The organism is Pseudoxanthomonas sp. (genome assembly GCF_035999195.1).
Taxonomy (GTDB): Bacteria; Pseudomonadota; Gammaproteobacteria; order Xanthomonadales; family Xanthomonadaceae; genus Pseudoxanthomonas_A.
Map to the genome: position 1 here is coordinate 136,368 of NZ_DASYGY010000004.1, position 13,360 is coordinate 149,727.

The 13,360-nt window shown below is 66.3% G+C and carries 14 protein-coding genes; 11 read left to right on the forward strand and 3 right to left on the reverse strand.

Annotated features, from left to right (window positions below):
- Nucleotides 1-3: 3 nt before the first annotated feature.
- Nucleotides 4-939, reverse strand: coding sequence for a hypothetical protein (locus tag VGN58_RS01305; protein ID WP_327480861.1), 936 nt, complete (start codon nt 937-939; stop codon nt 4-6).
- 464 nt (nt 940-1,403) lie between these two features.
- Here VGN58_RS01305 and VGN58_RS01310 point away from each other — a divergent pair, with 464 nt between their 5' ends.
- The 9 genes from VGN58_RS01310 (at nt 1,404) to VGN58_RS01350 (ending at nt 8,724) form a co-directional block, all read left to right on the forward strand.
- Entirely contained in the window at nt 1,404-1,742 is a 339-nt protein-coding gene (locus tag VGN58_RS01310) for a hypothetical protein (protein WP_414710740.1), read from the forward strand.
- 24 nt (nt 1,743-1,766) lie between these two features.
- Nucleotides 1,767-2,564, forward strand: a complete 798-nt coding sequence (atpB, locus tag VGN58_RS01315; protein ID WP_327480865.1) for a F0F1 ATP synthase subunit A — start codon at nt 1,767-1,769, stop codon at nt 2,562-2,564.
- A 64-nt stretch (nt 2,565-2,628) separates the two neighbouring features.
- The gene (gene atpE / locus VGN58_RS01320; protein ID WP_055939490.1) at nt 2,629-2,928 is read left to right on the forward strand and encodes a F0F1 ATP synthase subunit C; all 300 of its coding nucleotides are present in this window, start codon (nt 2,629-2,631) and stop codon (nt 2,926-2,928) included.
- Between the two features lie 105 nt (nt 2,929-3,033).
- Complete coding sequence (locus VGN58_RS01325) at nt 3,034-3,504, forward strand: F0F1 ATP synthase subunit B (protein ID WP_327480867.1); 471 nt, start codon at nt 3,034-3,036, stop codon at nt 3,502-3,504.
- 17 nt (nt 3,505-3,521) lie between these two features.
- Nucleotides 3,522-4,049, forward strand: a complete 528-nt coding sequence (locus VGN58_RS01330) for a F0F1 ATP synthase subunit delta (protein WP_327480869.1) — start codon at nt 3,522-3,524, stop codon at nt 4,047-4,049.
- Between the two features lie 46 nt (nt 4,050-4,095).
- Nucleotides 4,096-5,643: a F0F1 ATP synthase subunit alpha gene (gene atpA, locus VGN58_RS01335; RefSeq protein ID WP_327480871.1), complete on the forward strand. Its 1,548-nt coding sequence runs from the start codon at nt 4,096-4,098 to the stop codon at nt 5,641-5,643.
- A gap of 113 nt (nt 5,644-5,756) precedes the next feature.
- Nucleotides 5,757-6,620 (forward strand): F0F1 ATP synthase subunit gamma, encoded by an 864-nt coding sequence (atpG, locus tag VGN58_RS01340; protein WP_327480873.1) that lies wholly within the window; start codon nt 5,757-5,759, stop codon nt 6,618-6,620.
- Between the two features lie 147 nt (nt 6,621-6,767).
- Nucleotides 6,768-8,174: a F0F1 ATP synthase subunit beta gene (gene atpD, locus VGN58_RS01345; RefSeq protein ID WP_327480875.1), complete on the forward strand. Its 1,407-nt coding sequence runs from the start codon at nt 6,768-6,770 to the stop codon at nt 8,172-8,174.
- 127 nt (nt 8,175-8,301) lie between these two features.
- Nucleotides 8,302-8,724 (forward strand): F0F1 ATP synthase subunit epsilon, encoded by a 423-nt coding sequence (locus VGN58_RS01350; RefSeq protein WP_093489858.1) that lies wholly within the window; start codon nt 8,302-8,304, stop codon nt 8,722-8,724.
- A 207-nt stretch (nt 8,725-8,931) separates the two neighbouring features.
- Here VGN58_RS01350 and VGN58_RS01355 read toward each other — a convergent pair whose 3' ends face one another.
- Entirely contained in the window at nt 8,932-9,339 is a 408-nt protein-coding gene (locus VGN58_RS01355; protein ID WP_327480879.1) for a GtrA family protein, read from the reverse strand.
- Nucleotides 9,340-9,415: 76 nt separating this feature from the next.
- Between VGN58_RS01355 and VGN58_RS01360 the strand changes: the two genes are divergently transcribed.
- Nucleotides 9,416-10,345 carry a glycosyltransferase family 2 protein gene (locus tag VGN58_RS01360; RefSeq protein WP_327480880.1) on the forward strand — a complete coding sequence of 310 codons (930 nt, stop codon included), beginning with the start codon at nt 9,416-9,418 and terminating at the stop codon, nt 10,343-10,345.
- Here the strand turns inward: VGN58_RS01360 and VGN58_RS01365 are convergent.
- Complete coding sequence (locus tag VGN58_RS01365; RefSeq protein ID WP_327480882.1) at nt 10,305-11,888, reverse strand: glycosyltransferase family 87 protein; 1,584 nt, start codon at nt 11,886-11,888, stop codon at nt 10,305-10,307. The genes VGN58_RS01360 and VGN58_RS01365 overlap by 41 nt on opposite strands.
- A gap of 80 nt (nt 11,889-11,968) precedes the next feature.
- Here VGN58_RS01365 and glmU point away from each other — a divergent pair, with 80 nt between their 5' ends.
- Nucleotides 11,969-13,336, forward strand: a complete 1,368-nt coding sequence (gene glmU / locus VGN58_RS01370; RefSeq protein WP_327480884.1) for a bifunctional UDP-N-acetylglucosamine diphosphorylase/glucosamine-1-phosphate N-acetyltransferase GlmU — start codon at nt 11,969-11,971, stop codon at nt 13,334-13,336.
- Nucleotides 13,337-13,360: the final 24 nt, after the last annotated feature.

Below are 13,360 nucleotides of genomic sequence, written 5' to 3' on the forward strand. Positions count from 1 at the left end.
CAATCAGAAGCGGAACGTGACGCCCGCCATCGGGCCGTGGACCTTGAACTGGCCGGTGAGCCTGCCGGCGACGTCCACGGTGCCGACACCGGACTCAGGCGGCGCGTCGAAGGAGCCCGTGTAGTCGTTGCCCAGCTTCAGGCGGAACCAGTCATAGCCCACGTGAATGCCCAGGCGCTCGGTGACCAGGTACTCGACCAGCAGGCCGCCCCGTTCGAAATGACCGCGTTCGTCGATGAAGTCGCCCCAGCGGGTATCGAGGTACTGCGCCTGGGCCTCCACGCGCAGGCGGGGCGTGGCGGCCCAGCTGACCCGGGTATGCAGGTTGGGCGAGGTGCCGTCCTTCTTCCAGCGGAACGACTCCCACTGCGGATCCACCTCGTCGGTACCGGTACTGGTGCCCGTGCCCCGGGCTTCCAGGATGGCATGGGTGACCCCCAGCCCGAGTCCCCACTGGAACCGCGGGGTGTCGACCACGGCGAACTCGTAGTTCAGGCTGGCCAGCTCGAAGCTCAGGCGGCCATCGACGTCGATGGCGGGAATCTCGACCGGTTCGCCGGGGATCTCGACCTCTTCGAAGATGTTGCCCGGGTCGATCCAGTCGCCGTCGAAGTTCCACGACTGGTTGCGGCGATAGTCGTAGTAGTTCATGCGCAGCGACTGGCGCGGCGTCATGTGGAAGGCGATCTCGCCGCGCGGGCGCCAGCGGCCGTCGGAGTCGATGCTGCCGGCGGCGGCCAGGTCTTCCGAGCGCTCACCGTCGGTGGCGGTGCCGGTGCCGTCGAAACGGATGTTGGCTTCGGGGTTGAACGCCGACAGGCGGATGTCGAAACGGGCGTCGTCGGTGAAGTCCTGCGCCTGGCCGGTGAAGGCGAAGCCGGCCAGGGGCAGTGAAGCGATGAGGGCGGAAGCGATAAGGGACGTGCGGGGCCGTGTCACGGCGTGCTCCATGCAGGGGTGGGGGTCTTTCAACCCTCGCCCGTCGCAGGTCGACAACGGGTGAATTGCATGAACGGCGCCGTCACGGCGATTCGAGCGCGCGAGGCGCGGGCTCCGGAAAAAGTGAAGCCCCGGGGGCAGCCGGGGCTTCGTGGAAGGCCTGTGGCGGAGCATCGGACGAGGAAGTTGAGCAGCAGGCCTTGCACACCACTGACAGGGAGTGTCCATCAAAGTTCCGGAAAATTCCCGGGAAAATTCTGAACAGGGGAAACGGTTACACGCAGGCAGGGCAAGGGATGCGGCCGGATCGCGGGCGTACGCCCGGTTTTCGACCTTTGGCGGTTGTCCCGGAAATTGTCCCGCTGCTATACTTTTGCGGCTCGGCGAGGCGCTTTACTGCCTCTTACCCGCCAATTCCGTAGGGCTTTCGTGTGCAGAATTCCGTCGCTACGGGCCGGCGGCTAGTGTTGCGCGCCGCTGTCTGGCAGACGGGGGCGGTACTGCTGGTCGCGCTGCTGTTCCTGCTCCGGGGCGTGCCCCAGGCGGTCGCGGCGGCGGTCGGAGGGCTGGCGATCGTGGCCGGTGCGCTGCTGGCGGCCTGGATGGCCTTCGGCGGTGGCGTACTCGGGGCCGTTTCGGCGGTGCTGAGGCTGGTCGCGGGGATGGTGGTGAAGTGGGTCGTGGTGATCGGTGTGCTGGTCGTTGGCGCGGGGCTGTACAAGCTGCCTCCGCTGCCTCTGCTGGCGGGCGTGATCACCGGACTGGTGGCACAGGTGCTGGTCGCGACCGGCAAGCAGCGATAACCCAACTAGAAAGGTTTCCGACTCATGGCGGGCGAAGCTCTGACTCCCACCAGCTACATCCAGCACCACCTGAAGAACCTCACGGCCCAGGTGGGCGGTGAGGGTCCGTTCTGGACGATCAACGTCGACACCTTCGTGACCGCCGTGCTGATGGGCCTGGTCATCGTGTTCGCCTTCTGGCTGGCCACCCGCAAGGCGACCGCCGGCGTGCCGGGCAAGTGGCAGGCCTTCGTCGAGATCATGCTCGAGTTCGTCGACAAGCAGGCCCGCGACACCTACCACGGGACCAGCAAGCTGGTGACGCCCATCGCGATCACCATCTTCTTCTGGATCCTGATGATGAACCTGCTGAAGATGATCCCGGCCGACTTCATCGCCAAGCCGCTCGAACTGATGGGCGTGCACTACTGGAAGCCGGTCCCGACCGCCGACGTCAACGCCACCCTCGGCATGTCGATCAGCGTGTTCTTCCTGATGCTGGTGTTCGCCTTCCGCTCGAAGGGCCTGGGCGGCTTCGCGCACGAATTCCTGACGGCGCCGTTCGGCAAGTGGATGATGCCGTTCAACCTGATCCTCAACATCGTCGAATGGGTCAGCAAGCCCATCTCGCTGGCGATGCGACTGTTCGGCAACATGTTCGGCGGCGAGATCGTCTTCCTGCTGATCTGGGTGCTGGGCGGCGCGGGCATCCTCGGCATGCTCGGCGGCGCAACGTTCGGCCTCGGCTGGATGCTGTTCCACCTGCTGGTCATTCCGCTGCAGGCCTTCATCTTCATGATGCTGTCGATCGTCTACCTCAGCTTGTCGGAAGACAGCCACTAACGTTTCCGCTTCACCGTTCCCTTCGTACCATCCACCTTTCAAGCACTTAGTTCCGGAGATCACCATGGAAAGCATCCTCACCAACCTCGCCCAGGTCCAGGCTTCGACCGCCCTCGCCATCGGCATCATGATCGGCCTGGCCGCGCTGGGCGCCGGTCTGGGTCTGGCCATCATGGCCGGCAAGTTCCTGGAATCGGCTGCCCGCCAGCCGGAACTGATCCCGGTCCTGCAGGTGCGCATGTTCATCACCGCCGGCCTGATCGACGCCGCGTTCATCATCTCGGTCGCCGTCGGCCTGCTGTTTGCCTTCGCCAGCCCGTTCATCACGATCTTCACCGAGCAGCTGGCCAAGCTGGCGGGCTGATCCGTCGCGTGCACGCCTGACCGCGCGCTCCGGCCCGCGGTCAGTCACCAGGCGTAGCTGGGCCGGCGCGACGTGCGCGGGCCCTTCATCACCGGCAGGTTTACGATGAATATCAATCTCACTCTGTTCGCCCAGGCGCTGGCCTTCGCCGGCCTGATCTGGATCATTGCGACCAAAATCTGGCCGCCGCTGCTGGCTGCCATCGAAGAACGCCAGCAGAAGATCGCCGAAGGTCTCGCTGCGGCCGACCGCAGCCAGAAGGACCTGGCCCAGGCCCAGGAAAAGGTCAACGAGGCGTTGAAGGAAGCCCGCGTCAAGGCCAACGAGATCATCGACCAGGCCCACGCGCGCGCCAACCAGATCGTCGATGCGGCCAAGAACGAAGCGATCGCCGAAGCCAACCGCCAGAAGGAACTGGCGCAGGCCGAGATCGACGCCGCCGCCACGCGTGCCCGCGAGGACCTGCGCAAGCAGGTGTCCGCGCTGGCCGTCAGCGGTGCCGAGAAGCTGTTGAAGCGCGAGATCGACGCCAACGCCCACAAGGCGCTGCTCGACGAACTCGCCGCCGAAATCTGATCCGGACGATCCGATCGATGAGCCAGGCCCTGACTGTCGCCCGCCCCTACGCCCGCGCCGCCTTTGCGACGGCGCGCGACGAAGGCCACCTCGCCGCCTGGTCGCAGGCGCTGGATTTCGCCGCGCATGTCGCGGCGGATCCGCGCGTGGCCGCGCTGCTGCCCAACCCGCAGCTGCTGCCGGCCGAGGCGGTCGCGCTACTGGCGCCGGAAGGCGCGAGCGAGGCGTTCACCCGCTTCCTGGGCATCCTCGCCGATGCGCGCCGCCTGCCGCAGCTGCCGGAAATCGCCGGACTGTTCGAGGAGCTGCGCGCCGAGGCCGAGCATGTCGTGAAGGCGAAAGTCACCTCCGCCACGGACCTGCCCGCCGGCGAACTCGACGTGATCAAGGCCGCGCTGAAGAAGCGCTTCGGCCGCGAGGTCGAGGTCGAGACGGCGGTCGACGCCTCGCTGATCGGCGGCGCCGTGATCGATGCCGGCAGCGTGGTGATCGACGGCTCGCTGAAAGGCAAGCTGGCGCGCCTGCAGTCCGCGTTGACGCACTGAATTCCCATTGAACCGCCGCGCGCGAGCCGGCACACAGGACTTACCCATGGCTACCACGCTCAACCCCTCTGAAATCAGCGACCTGATCAAGACCCGTATCGAGAAGGTCAAGCTGGCCGCGGAGTCGCGCAACGAAGGCACGGTCACCAGCGTGTCCGACGGCATCGTGCGCATCTTCGGCCTGGCCGACGTGATGCAGGGCGAAATGATCGAGCTGCCGAACAACACCTACGCGCTGGCGCTGAACCTGGAGCGCGATTCGGTCGGCGCCGTGGTCCTGGGCGACTACGAGCACCTGCGCGAAGGCGACGTGGCCAAGACCACCGGCCGCATCCTGGAAGTGCCGGTCGGTCCGGAAATGCTCGGCCGCGTGGTGAACGCGCTGGGCGAGCCGATCGACGGCAAGGGCCCGCTGGGCACCTCGCTGACCGCGCCGGTGGAGCGCGTGGCCCCGGGCGTGATCTGGCGCAAGTCGGTCGACCAGCCGGTGCAGACCGGTTACAAGTCGGTCGACGCGATGATCCCGATCGGCCGCGGCCAGCGCGAGCTGATCATCGGCGACCGCCAGACCGGCAAGACCGCGATGGCCATCGACGCCGTGATCAACCAGAAGGGCACCGGCATCAAGTGCGTGTACGTCGCGATCGGCCAGAAGGCCTCGACCGTGGCCAACATCGTGCGCAAGCTGGAAGAGAACGGCGCGCTGGCCCACACCGTGGTCGTCGCCGCCACCGCCTCCGAGTCGGCCGCGATGCAGTACATCAGCGCCTACTCCGGCTGCACCATGGGCGAGTACTTCATGGACCGCGGCCAGGACGCCCTGATCGTGTACGACGACCTGTCCAAGCAGGCCGTGGCCTACCGCCAGATCTCGCTGCTGCTGAAGCGTCCGCCGGGCCGCGAAGCCTACCCGGGCGACGTGTTCTACCTGCACTCCCGCCTGCTCGAGCGCGCCGCGCGCGTGTCCGAGGAGTACGTCGAGAAGTTCACCGAAGGCAAGGTCACCGGCAAGACAGGTTCGCTGACCGCCCTGCCGATCATCGAAACGCAGGCCGGCGACGTGTCCGCGTTCGTGCCGACCAACGTCATTTCGATCACCGACGGCCAGATCTTCCTGGAAACCGACCTGTTCAACGCCGGCATCCGCCCGGCCGTGAACGCCGGCATCTCGGTGTCGCGCGTCGGTGGCGCCGCCCAGACCAAGATCATCAAGAAGCTGTCGGGCGGCATCCGCATCTCGCTCGCCCAGTACCGTGAGCTGGCCGCGTTCGCGCAGTTCGCCTCGGACCTGGACGAAGCCACCCGCAAGCAGCTGGAGCGCGGCCAGCGCGTCACCGAGCTGATGAAGCAGAAGCAGTACGCGCCGATGTCCATCGCCCTGCAGGCGCTGTCCATCTACGCCGTCAACGAGGGTTACCTGGACGACGTGCCGGTCAACAAGATCCTGGCGTTCGAAGACGCGCTGCACGCGCACTTCACCAACACCCAGGGCGCGCTGGTCGACACGATCAACAGCACCGGCAACTGGAACGACGAGATCGAAGGCGCCTTCAAGAAGGGCATCGCCGAGTTCAAGCAGACCGGCACCTGGTAATGAAGCCGTGATATGTGATTCGTGATTCGTGATTCGCAGGAGCAACGGCGGATCGCGGGACCCACGAATCACCCATCACGAATCACGAATCACCGCGAGCGAAGCGAGTAGACATGGCAGGCGGACGCGAAATCAAAACCAAGATCAAGAGCGTGCAGAACACCCGCAAGGTGACGCGCGCGCTCGAGATGGTCTCGGCCTCCAAGATCCGCAAGGCGCAGGACCGCATGAAGACCTCGCGCCCGTACGCGCGCGCGATGAAGCAGGTGATCGGCCACCTGGCCCAGGCCAACACCGATTACCAGCATCCCTTCATGGTGGAACGGCAGGACGTCAAGCGCGTCGGCTTCATCATCGTGTCGTCCGACCGCGGCCTGGCCGGCGGCCTGAACAACAACCTGTTCCGCAAGATGCTCGGCGAGATCCGCCAGTGGAACGAGAAGGGCGTCGAGGTCGACGTGGTCACCATCGGCCAGAAGGCCTCGGTGTACTTCCGCCGGGTCAAGGTCAACATGCTGGCCAGCGTGTCCCACCTGGGCGACGCGCCCAAGCTGGACCAGCTGATCGGCGTGATCAAGGTGATGCTGGACGCCTACACCGAAGGCAAGCTGGACCGCGTGTTCGTCGTCTACAACGACTTCGTCAACACCATGACCCAGCGCGCCGCGTTCGACCAGTTGCTGCCGCTGCCCGCGTCGGAGACGCAGGTCGCGCACCACGACTGGGACTACATCTACGAACCCGATGCCGAGACCGTGCTCGACCACGTGATCACGCGCTACATCGAGTCGCTGGTGTACCAGGCCGTGCTGGAGAACATCGCGTCCGAGCATGCGGCGCGCATGGTGGCCATGAAGGCAGCCAGCGACAACGCCAGCAAGCTCATCGGTACCCTGCAGCTGGTCTACAACAAGGCCCGTCAGGCGGCGATCACCCAGGAAATTTCCGAAATCGTCGGCGGCGCGGCGGCGGTGTAAGAGCCGTGATTGGTGATTGGTGAATCGTGATTCGTAAGAGCTGCGCAGCGCGCTTCGACGAGTCACCCATCACGAATCACGAATCACCACGTAATCCAACGGGCGGCCCAGCCGCACAACCGAACAAGTTAAATCGGAGCAGCAAACATGAGTCAGGGCAAGATCGTTCAGATCATCGGCGCGGTGGTTGACGTCGAATTCGCGCGCAACGAAGTGCCGAAGGTGTACGACGCGCTGAAGGTGGAGAACACCGCCATCACGCTGGAAGTGCAGCAGCAGCTCGGCGACGGCGTCGTGCGCACCATCGCCCTCGGTTCCACCGACGGCCTGAAGCGCAACCTGGTGGCCGTGAACACCGACAAGGCCATCTCGGTGCCGGTCGGCGCGGGCACGCTGGGCCGCATCATGGACGTGCTGGGCAACCCGATCGACGAAGCCGGTCCGGTGCAGGCCTCCGACCATTGGGAAATCCACCGGTCGGCCCCGTCGTACGAAGACCAGTCCTCGGCCACCGACCTGCTGGAGACCGGCATCAAGGTCATCGACCTGATGTGCCCGTTCGCCAAGGGCGGCAAGGTCGGCCTGTTCGGCGGCGCCGGCGTGGGCAAGACCGTCAACATGATGGAACTGATCAACAACATCGCCAAGGCGCACTCGGGTCTGTCCGTGTTCGCCGGCGTGGGCGAGCGTACCCGCGAGGGCAACGACTTCTACCACGAGATGAAGGACTCCAACGTCCTCGACAAGGTGGCGATGGTGTACGGGCAGATGAACGAGCCGCCGGGCAACCGCCTGCGCGTCGCGCTGACCGGCCTGACCATGGCCGAGTACTTCCGCGACGAGAAGGACGCGTCCGGCAAGGGCAAGGACGTGCTGCTGTTCGTCGACAACATCTACCGCTATACGCTGGCCGGTACCGAAGTGTCGGCGCTGCTCGGCCGCATGCCGTCGGCCGTGGGTTACCAGCCGACGCTGGCCGAGGAAATGGGCGTGCTGCAGGAGCGCATCACCTCGACCAAGACCGGTTCGATCACCTCGATCCAGGCCGTGTACGTGCCCGCGGACGACCTGACCGATCCGTCGCCGGCCACCACGTTCGCCCACCTGGACGCGACCGTCGTGCTGAGCCGCAACATCGCGTCGCTGGGTATCTACCCGGCCGTGGACCCGCTGGACTCGACCAGCCGCCAGCTGGACCCGAACGTCATCGGCCACGAGCACTACGACACCGCGCGCCGCGTGCAGGCCACGCTGCAGAAGTACAAGGAACTGAAGGACATCATCGCCATCCTCGGCATGGACGAGCTGTCCGAAGAAGACAAGCAGGCCGTGTCGCGCGCCCGCAAGATCGAGCGCTTCTTCAGCCAGCCGTTCCACGTGGCGGAAGTGTTCACCGGCTCGCCGGGCAAGTACGTCTCGCTGAAGGACACGATCCGCGGCTTCAAGGCGATCGTCGACGGCGAGTACGACCACCTGCCGGAGCAGGCGTTCTACATGGTCGGCGGCATCGAAGAAGCGGTCGAGAAGGCCAAGAAGCTCGCCGAGAAGGCGTAAGCGCAGGGATTGGTGATTAGTGATTCGTGATTCGTAGGGGCGGCGATTGAGGGTTGGCGGGGTTCGATGCTCTTGCCGCCCACGAATCACCCATCACGAATCACCTTCCGAACGCAGTGAGGAATACATGAGCACCATCCGTTGCGACATCGTCAGTGCCGAACAGGAGATCTTCCACGGTGAAGCCACCCTGGTCGTCGCCACCGGCGAGCTGGGCGAACTCGGCATCGCGCCGAAGCACGCGCCGCTGATCACCCGCCTGAAGCCGGGCAAGGTGGTGGTGACGCTGGCCAGTGGCGAGCAGCTGGACTTCGCCATCTCCGGCGGCATCCTCGAGGTGCAGCCGCAGGTCGTCACTGTGCTGGCGGACACCGCCGTGCGCGCGACCGACATCGACGAAGCGCAGGTCCGCAAGGCCAAGGAAGAAGCCGAGCGCGTGCTGTCCCACAAGGACCCGAAGATGAGCGTGGAAGAAGCCCAGGCCCAGCTGGCCATGAGCATCGCCCAGCTCAGCGCGCTGGAGCGCCTGCGCAAGAACCTCAAGCACTGAGGTTCAACGTTCTCGCGTTGTCGGAACGCCGGCCCCGTGCCGGCGTTTTCGTTTGTCGTGTGCGTTTCATGAAAAACCATCCATGCCGGATCGCCGATCCGTAGCGTGCGCCATGCGCACGACCTCGTGACGCCGGCATTGCCTCACATCTCCAACGCGCCACTTTCTGGGCAACGCATCGTGCGCATGGCGCGCGCTGCGCCGGCGTCAGCGATAGACCACGTGCCGCCAGAGGAAGAACGCCGCCACGGCCAGCACGCCTTCCACCAGCGGCTTGGCCAGCCAGGCATGCGCCAGCCCCAGCGACACCGCCATCCATGCGACCGCCATCGTGCTGACCATCGTCAGGGGCACCCAGACCAGCAGAAACTTGGCGAAGCGCCACCAGCCCAGGCGCGGGGCGCCATCGCGCGCGAACGTCACGCGTCCGTTTAACCAGAAGCCCAGCAGCGCACCGCTGACGCGACCAGCGACGTTGCCCGGCGCGACCGGCACGCCGAGCGCGGTGAGGGCGACAAACACCAGCCAGTCGAGCACCAGTTGCGCCAGGCCGACGGCGATGAAGCGCACGCCTTCGCGCAGCAGGACCCTGCGAGGGTGATCGAAGGAGCGCATGGTACGAATGAAGGAGGCTCGGAGGCGATGGGCGCCGTGTAATATTCGCATCGCCCGAACGGTCACGGTATCCCCCTTGCGCATCGCGGTCCTGATTCCCTGCCACAACGAGGCACCGACCGTGCAGAAGGTCGTCGCGGACTTCCGCCACGCGCTGCCGGAGGCAGAGGTGTGGGTCTTCGACAATGCGAGCGTGGACGACACGGCCGATCTGGCCGCGCAGGCGGGCGCACGCGTGCGCCGGGTGTCGGCGAAGGGCAAAGGCAATGTGGTGCGCGCGATGTTCCGCGACGTCGATGCCGACATCTACGTGATGGCGGATGGCGACGACACCTATCCGGCAGCGTCCGCGCGGGTGCTGATCCAGGATGTGGCCGATGGACGCGCCGACATGGTGGTGGGTACGCGGTTGGAGTCGCACGACCATGCATCGTTCCGCCGCTTCCATGGATTCGGCAACCGCCTCGTGCGCGGCTGCATCGGCGCCTTGTTCGGGCATCCCGTGCGCGACGTGCTGTCGGGCTATCGGGTGTTCTCGCGGCGCTTCGTGAAATCGATGCCGGTGTTGTCCCGCGGCTTCGAGATCGAGACGGAGATGACGGTCTTCGCACTGTCCAATGGCTTCGTCCTGTCCGAGCGCACCATCGAGTACGGCACGCGGCCCGACGGCAGCGAGTCCAAGCTCAACACGTACCGTGATGGCATGCGGGTGTTGAAGACCATCCTGTTCCTGTTCAAGGACATGCGTCCGCTGCTGTTCTTCGGCGTGCTGTCGCTGCTCTGCGTGCTGGCGGGATTGGGATTCGGCGCCTTCGTCATCCACGAATTCACCCAGACCGGCCTGGTGACGCATCCGTCCACCGCCGTGCTGGCGGTGGCCTTCACCCTGGTGGGCGTCGTGGCCTTGGCCACGGGGCTGATCCTGGATACCGTCAACCGCCGCTCGAACGAGATCCTGCGCTTGATCACCGACCAGGTGCTGGCGCGGGACAGATCGTCGGAGTAGCCGAGCGACGCACCAGCGGACAGAGTTCGAGCCGGCTCAGGTTGGTCGGCACGTTGCGGCACGCGCCGCCAAGCGCCAGCCCGTAGGCGTGGTAGTGCTCGGCGGGCGGTGCGGAGTCCGGTACTTCACGGAGCAGGAACAGTGGCCCGGTGTGCTGCCGCACGCGTTGCTCGGCGCGTGCCTGCAGTCGGGTGCAGCGTTCCGGCGTCATGAAATTGTTGTGGATCGAGATCGCCGGCACGTCACCGGGCAGATGCGCCACGGCGTAACCCAGGGGTTTGTCCTCCGCCAGCACCACCAGGCTGTCGCGTGGGAAGGCGGGCAGGCGGACCTCCACCATCGGCGTGCTGAAGGACTCGCGGCCCCAGCCGGGCCGATTGGTGACACCTACGATCAACAAGGCCGACAGCACCAGCACCGTGCGGGGAAAGCGTCGGGGCAGCCACTGCGACAGCATGCCGATGATCGTGATCGAGCAGACCAGTTCCAGCGCGAACAGGTACCGATAGATCCCGTACAGCGTCACCCACACCGCGAAGCTGAGCAGCACGAACACCAGCAGCGCATGGACCATGCCCATGTCGCGCGCGTGCTGGGCACGCGCACGCCATGCGGTCACCCACCAGGCTGCAAGCGCGGAAAAACCGAGCAGCAGGCGCGGATCGGCCAGTCTGCTTTCGGAAAAGCGGGTGCTTTCAATCAGCAGGTGGAAAGGCGCCCGCAGTGCGTCCAGGTCGTGCGGCACGAAGCGCACGTCCTTGTGGCCATGCGGCAGCGCATCCGGCGAAGCGAACCACTCATTGAAGTAGGGAAACAGCGGATTGCCATGCGTCTGCCACAGATGCAGCGCCCAAGGGCCCGCCGTCAGCAGCCCACCCACAATGCCGCCCACCGCCAGCGCCAGCAGGCGCGCAGGCGCTCCACGCAGCGGACCGGCGACCAGCGCGGCGCCGATGAAGCCGATGCAGTACATCGCACCCGTGAGCTTGAGGCCGGCGGCCAGCCCGGCGAACAGTCCCACCGGCATCCAGGTGGCCCAGTCGCCGCGCCGGCCCTGCGAATCCACGGCCCACCACAGTCCCGCCATCACGCCGGCCGCCACGAAGGCATCGTTGAACGTGGTGCCGATGCTGGGCATCACGGCCGCGCCACCCACGGCGGCCAGCCCGGCCATGGCCGTTCGCAGCGTGCCGCGCTGTTGCGGCCACAGCTGGTCCAGCAGCCGCAGGGCGAACAGCACCGCGATGAACGCATGCAGCCCCAGCCACAGCGAAACCAGCCAGCCAGGCAAGCCCGCGCGCACCATCCACGCGAACGGAACGTCCAGCGTCGGGTTGTGCCAGGTCTGCAGCTGCGCGGCCGCGATGTCCTGGCCATAGCGGCCGTCCAGCAACGCGGATGGCGTATAGAGGTGGTAGTTGCGCAGGTCCCAGTTGCCGTCCTGTCCCTGGATCGCCATCGCCAGCAGCACCAGGACCAGCGCGGTGATCGCGGGCGCCTTCCAGGGATTGGACTGCGGCGTGGCGGACGGAGAAGAAGGCAAGGGAGCATCCTTGTGCATGGGGCTGAATTGGTACCATCGCAGCACGGCGCGAGGCCGGCATCATCGTAATGGGAAACCACATGAAGCAACTACACGTCGTCATCCTGGCCGCCGGCGAAGGCAAGCGCATGAAGTCCGTGCTGCCCAAGGTGCTGCAGCCGATCGCCGGTCGGCCGATGCTGGCGCACGTGATCGACGCGGCGCGCGCGCTGTCGCCGGCCGGCGTGCACGTGGTCTACGGCCACGGCGGCGACCAGGTGCAGGCGGCCTTCGCCGACCAGCCGGACCTGCACTGGGCGCACCAGGCGCAGCAGCTGGGAACCGGCCATGCCGTCGCGCAGGCGATGCCGGAGATCCCCGACGGCGCGCGCGTGCTGGTGCTGTACGGCGACGTGCCGCTGTCCCGCAGCGAAACGCTGCAACGGCTGCTGGACGCGCCGGGTCGGCTGGCCGTACTGGTCGCCGAGCCGGCGGATCCCACCGGTTACGGCCGCATCGTGCGCGACGAAGCGGGCCGCGTGGCCGCGATCGTCGAGCACAAGGATGCGGACGAGGAGCAGCGCCGCATCCGCACGATCAACACCGGCATCATCGCCGCCGACAGCAGCGCACTGAAGGGCTGGCTGGCGCGGCTGTCCAACGACAACGCGCAGGGCGAGTACTACCTGACCGACGTGTTCGCGATGGCCGCGGAAGAATTCACGCCGGCGGAGATGGTGCTGGTCGGCGAGCCGATCGAGGCCGAAGGCGCCAACGATCCCTGGCAGCTGTCGCAGCTCGAGCGCGCCTACCAGCTGCGCGCGGCACGGGCCTTGTGCACGCAGGGCGCACGCCTGATCGATCCGGCGCGATTCGACCAGCGCGGCACGGTCAAGGTGGGTCGCGACGTGCAGATCGACGTCGACGTGGTGCTGGAAGGCGAGGTGGAACTCGGCGACGGCGTGGTCGTCGGTCCGTTCACGCGCCTCAAGGACGTCAAGCTCGGTGCCGGCACGCAGGTGCGCGCGCACTGCGATCTGGAAGGCGTGGTCAGCGAAGGCGCCGCGCTGATCGGTCCGTACGCGCGCCTGCGTCCGGGCACGCAACTCGCGGACGGCGTGCACGTCGGCAACTTCGTCGAGACCAAGAACGCGCGCATCGGCGTGGGCAGCAAGGCCAACCACCTGACCTATCTGGGCGATACGGTGATCGGGACCGGGACCAACATCGGCGCCGGCACCATCACCTGCAACTACGACGGCGTGAACAAGTCCACGACCACGATCGGCGACCGTGTGTTCGTCGGCTCCAACTCCTCGCTGGTCGCACCGGTCACGCTGGCCGACGGCGCCACCATCGGTGCGGGTTCGGTGATCTCGAAGAACGCACCGGCCGACCAGCTGACGGTCGCGCGTGCACGCCAGGTCACCATCGAAGGCTGGCAGCGGCCGGTGAAGAAGCCGAAGTAGTGTAGGGCGGGCCTTGGCCCGCCG

Coding starts and splice junctions, on each gene's coding strand:
- atpB (WP_327480865.1), top strand. CDS start 1,767: ATGGCGGGCGAAGCTCTGACTCCCACCAGCTACATCCAGCACCACCTG.
- atpE (WP_055939490.1), top strand. CDS start 2,629: ATGGAAAGCATCCTCACCAACCTCGCCCAGGTCCAGGCTTCGACCGCC.
- VGN58_RS01325 (WP_327480867.1), top strand. CDS start 3,034: ATGAATATCAATCTCACTCTGTTCGCCCAGGCGCTGGCCTTCGCCGGC.
- VGN58_RS01330 (WP_327480869.1), top strand. CDS start 3,522: ATGAGCCAGGCCCTGACTGTCGCCCGCCCCTACGCCCGCGCCGCCTTT.
- atpA (WP_327480871.1), top strand. CDS start 4,096: ATGGCTACCACGCTCAACCCCTCTGAAATCAGCGACCTGATCAAGACC.
- atpG (WP_327480873.1), top strand. CDS start 5,757: ATGGCAGGCGGACGCGAAATCAAAACCAAGATCAAGAGCGTGCAGAAC.
- atpD (WP_327480875.1), top strand. CDS start 6,768: ATGAGTCAGGGCAAGATCGTTCAGATCATCGGCGCGGTGGTTGACGTC.
- VGN58_RS01350 (WP_093489858.1), top strand. CDS start 8,302: ATGAGCACCATCCGTTGCGACATCGTCAGTGCCGAACAGGAGATCTTC.
- VGN58_RS01355 (WP_327480879.1), bottom strand. CDS start 9,339: ATGCGCTCCTTCGATCACCCTCGCAGGGTCCTGCTGCGCGAAGGCGTG.
- glmU (WP_327480884.1), top strand. CDS start 11,969: ATGAAGCAACTACACGTCGTCATCCTGGCCGCCGGCGAAGGCAAGCGC.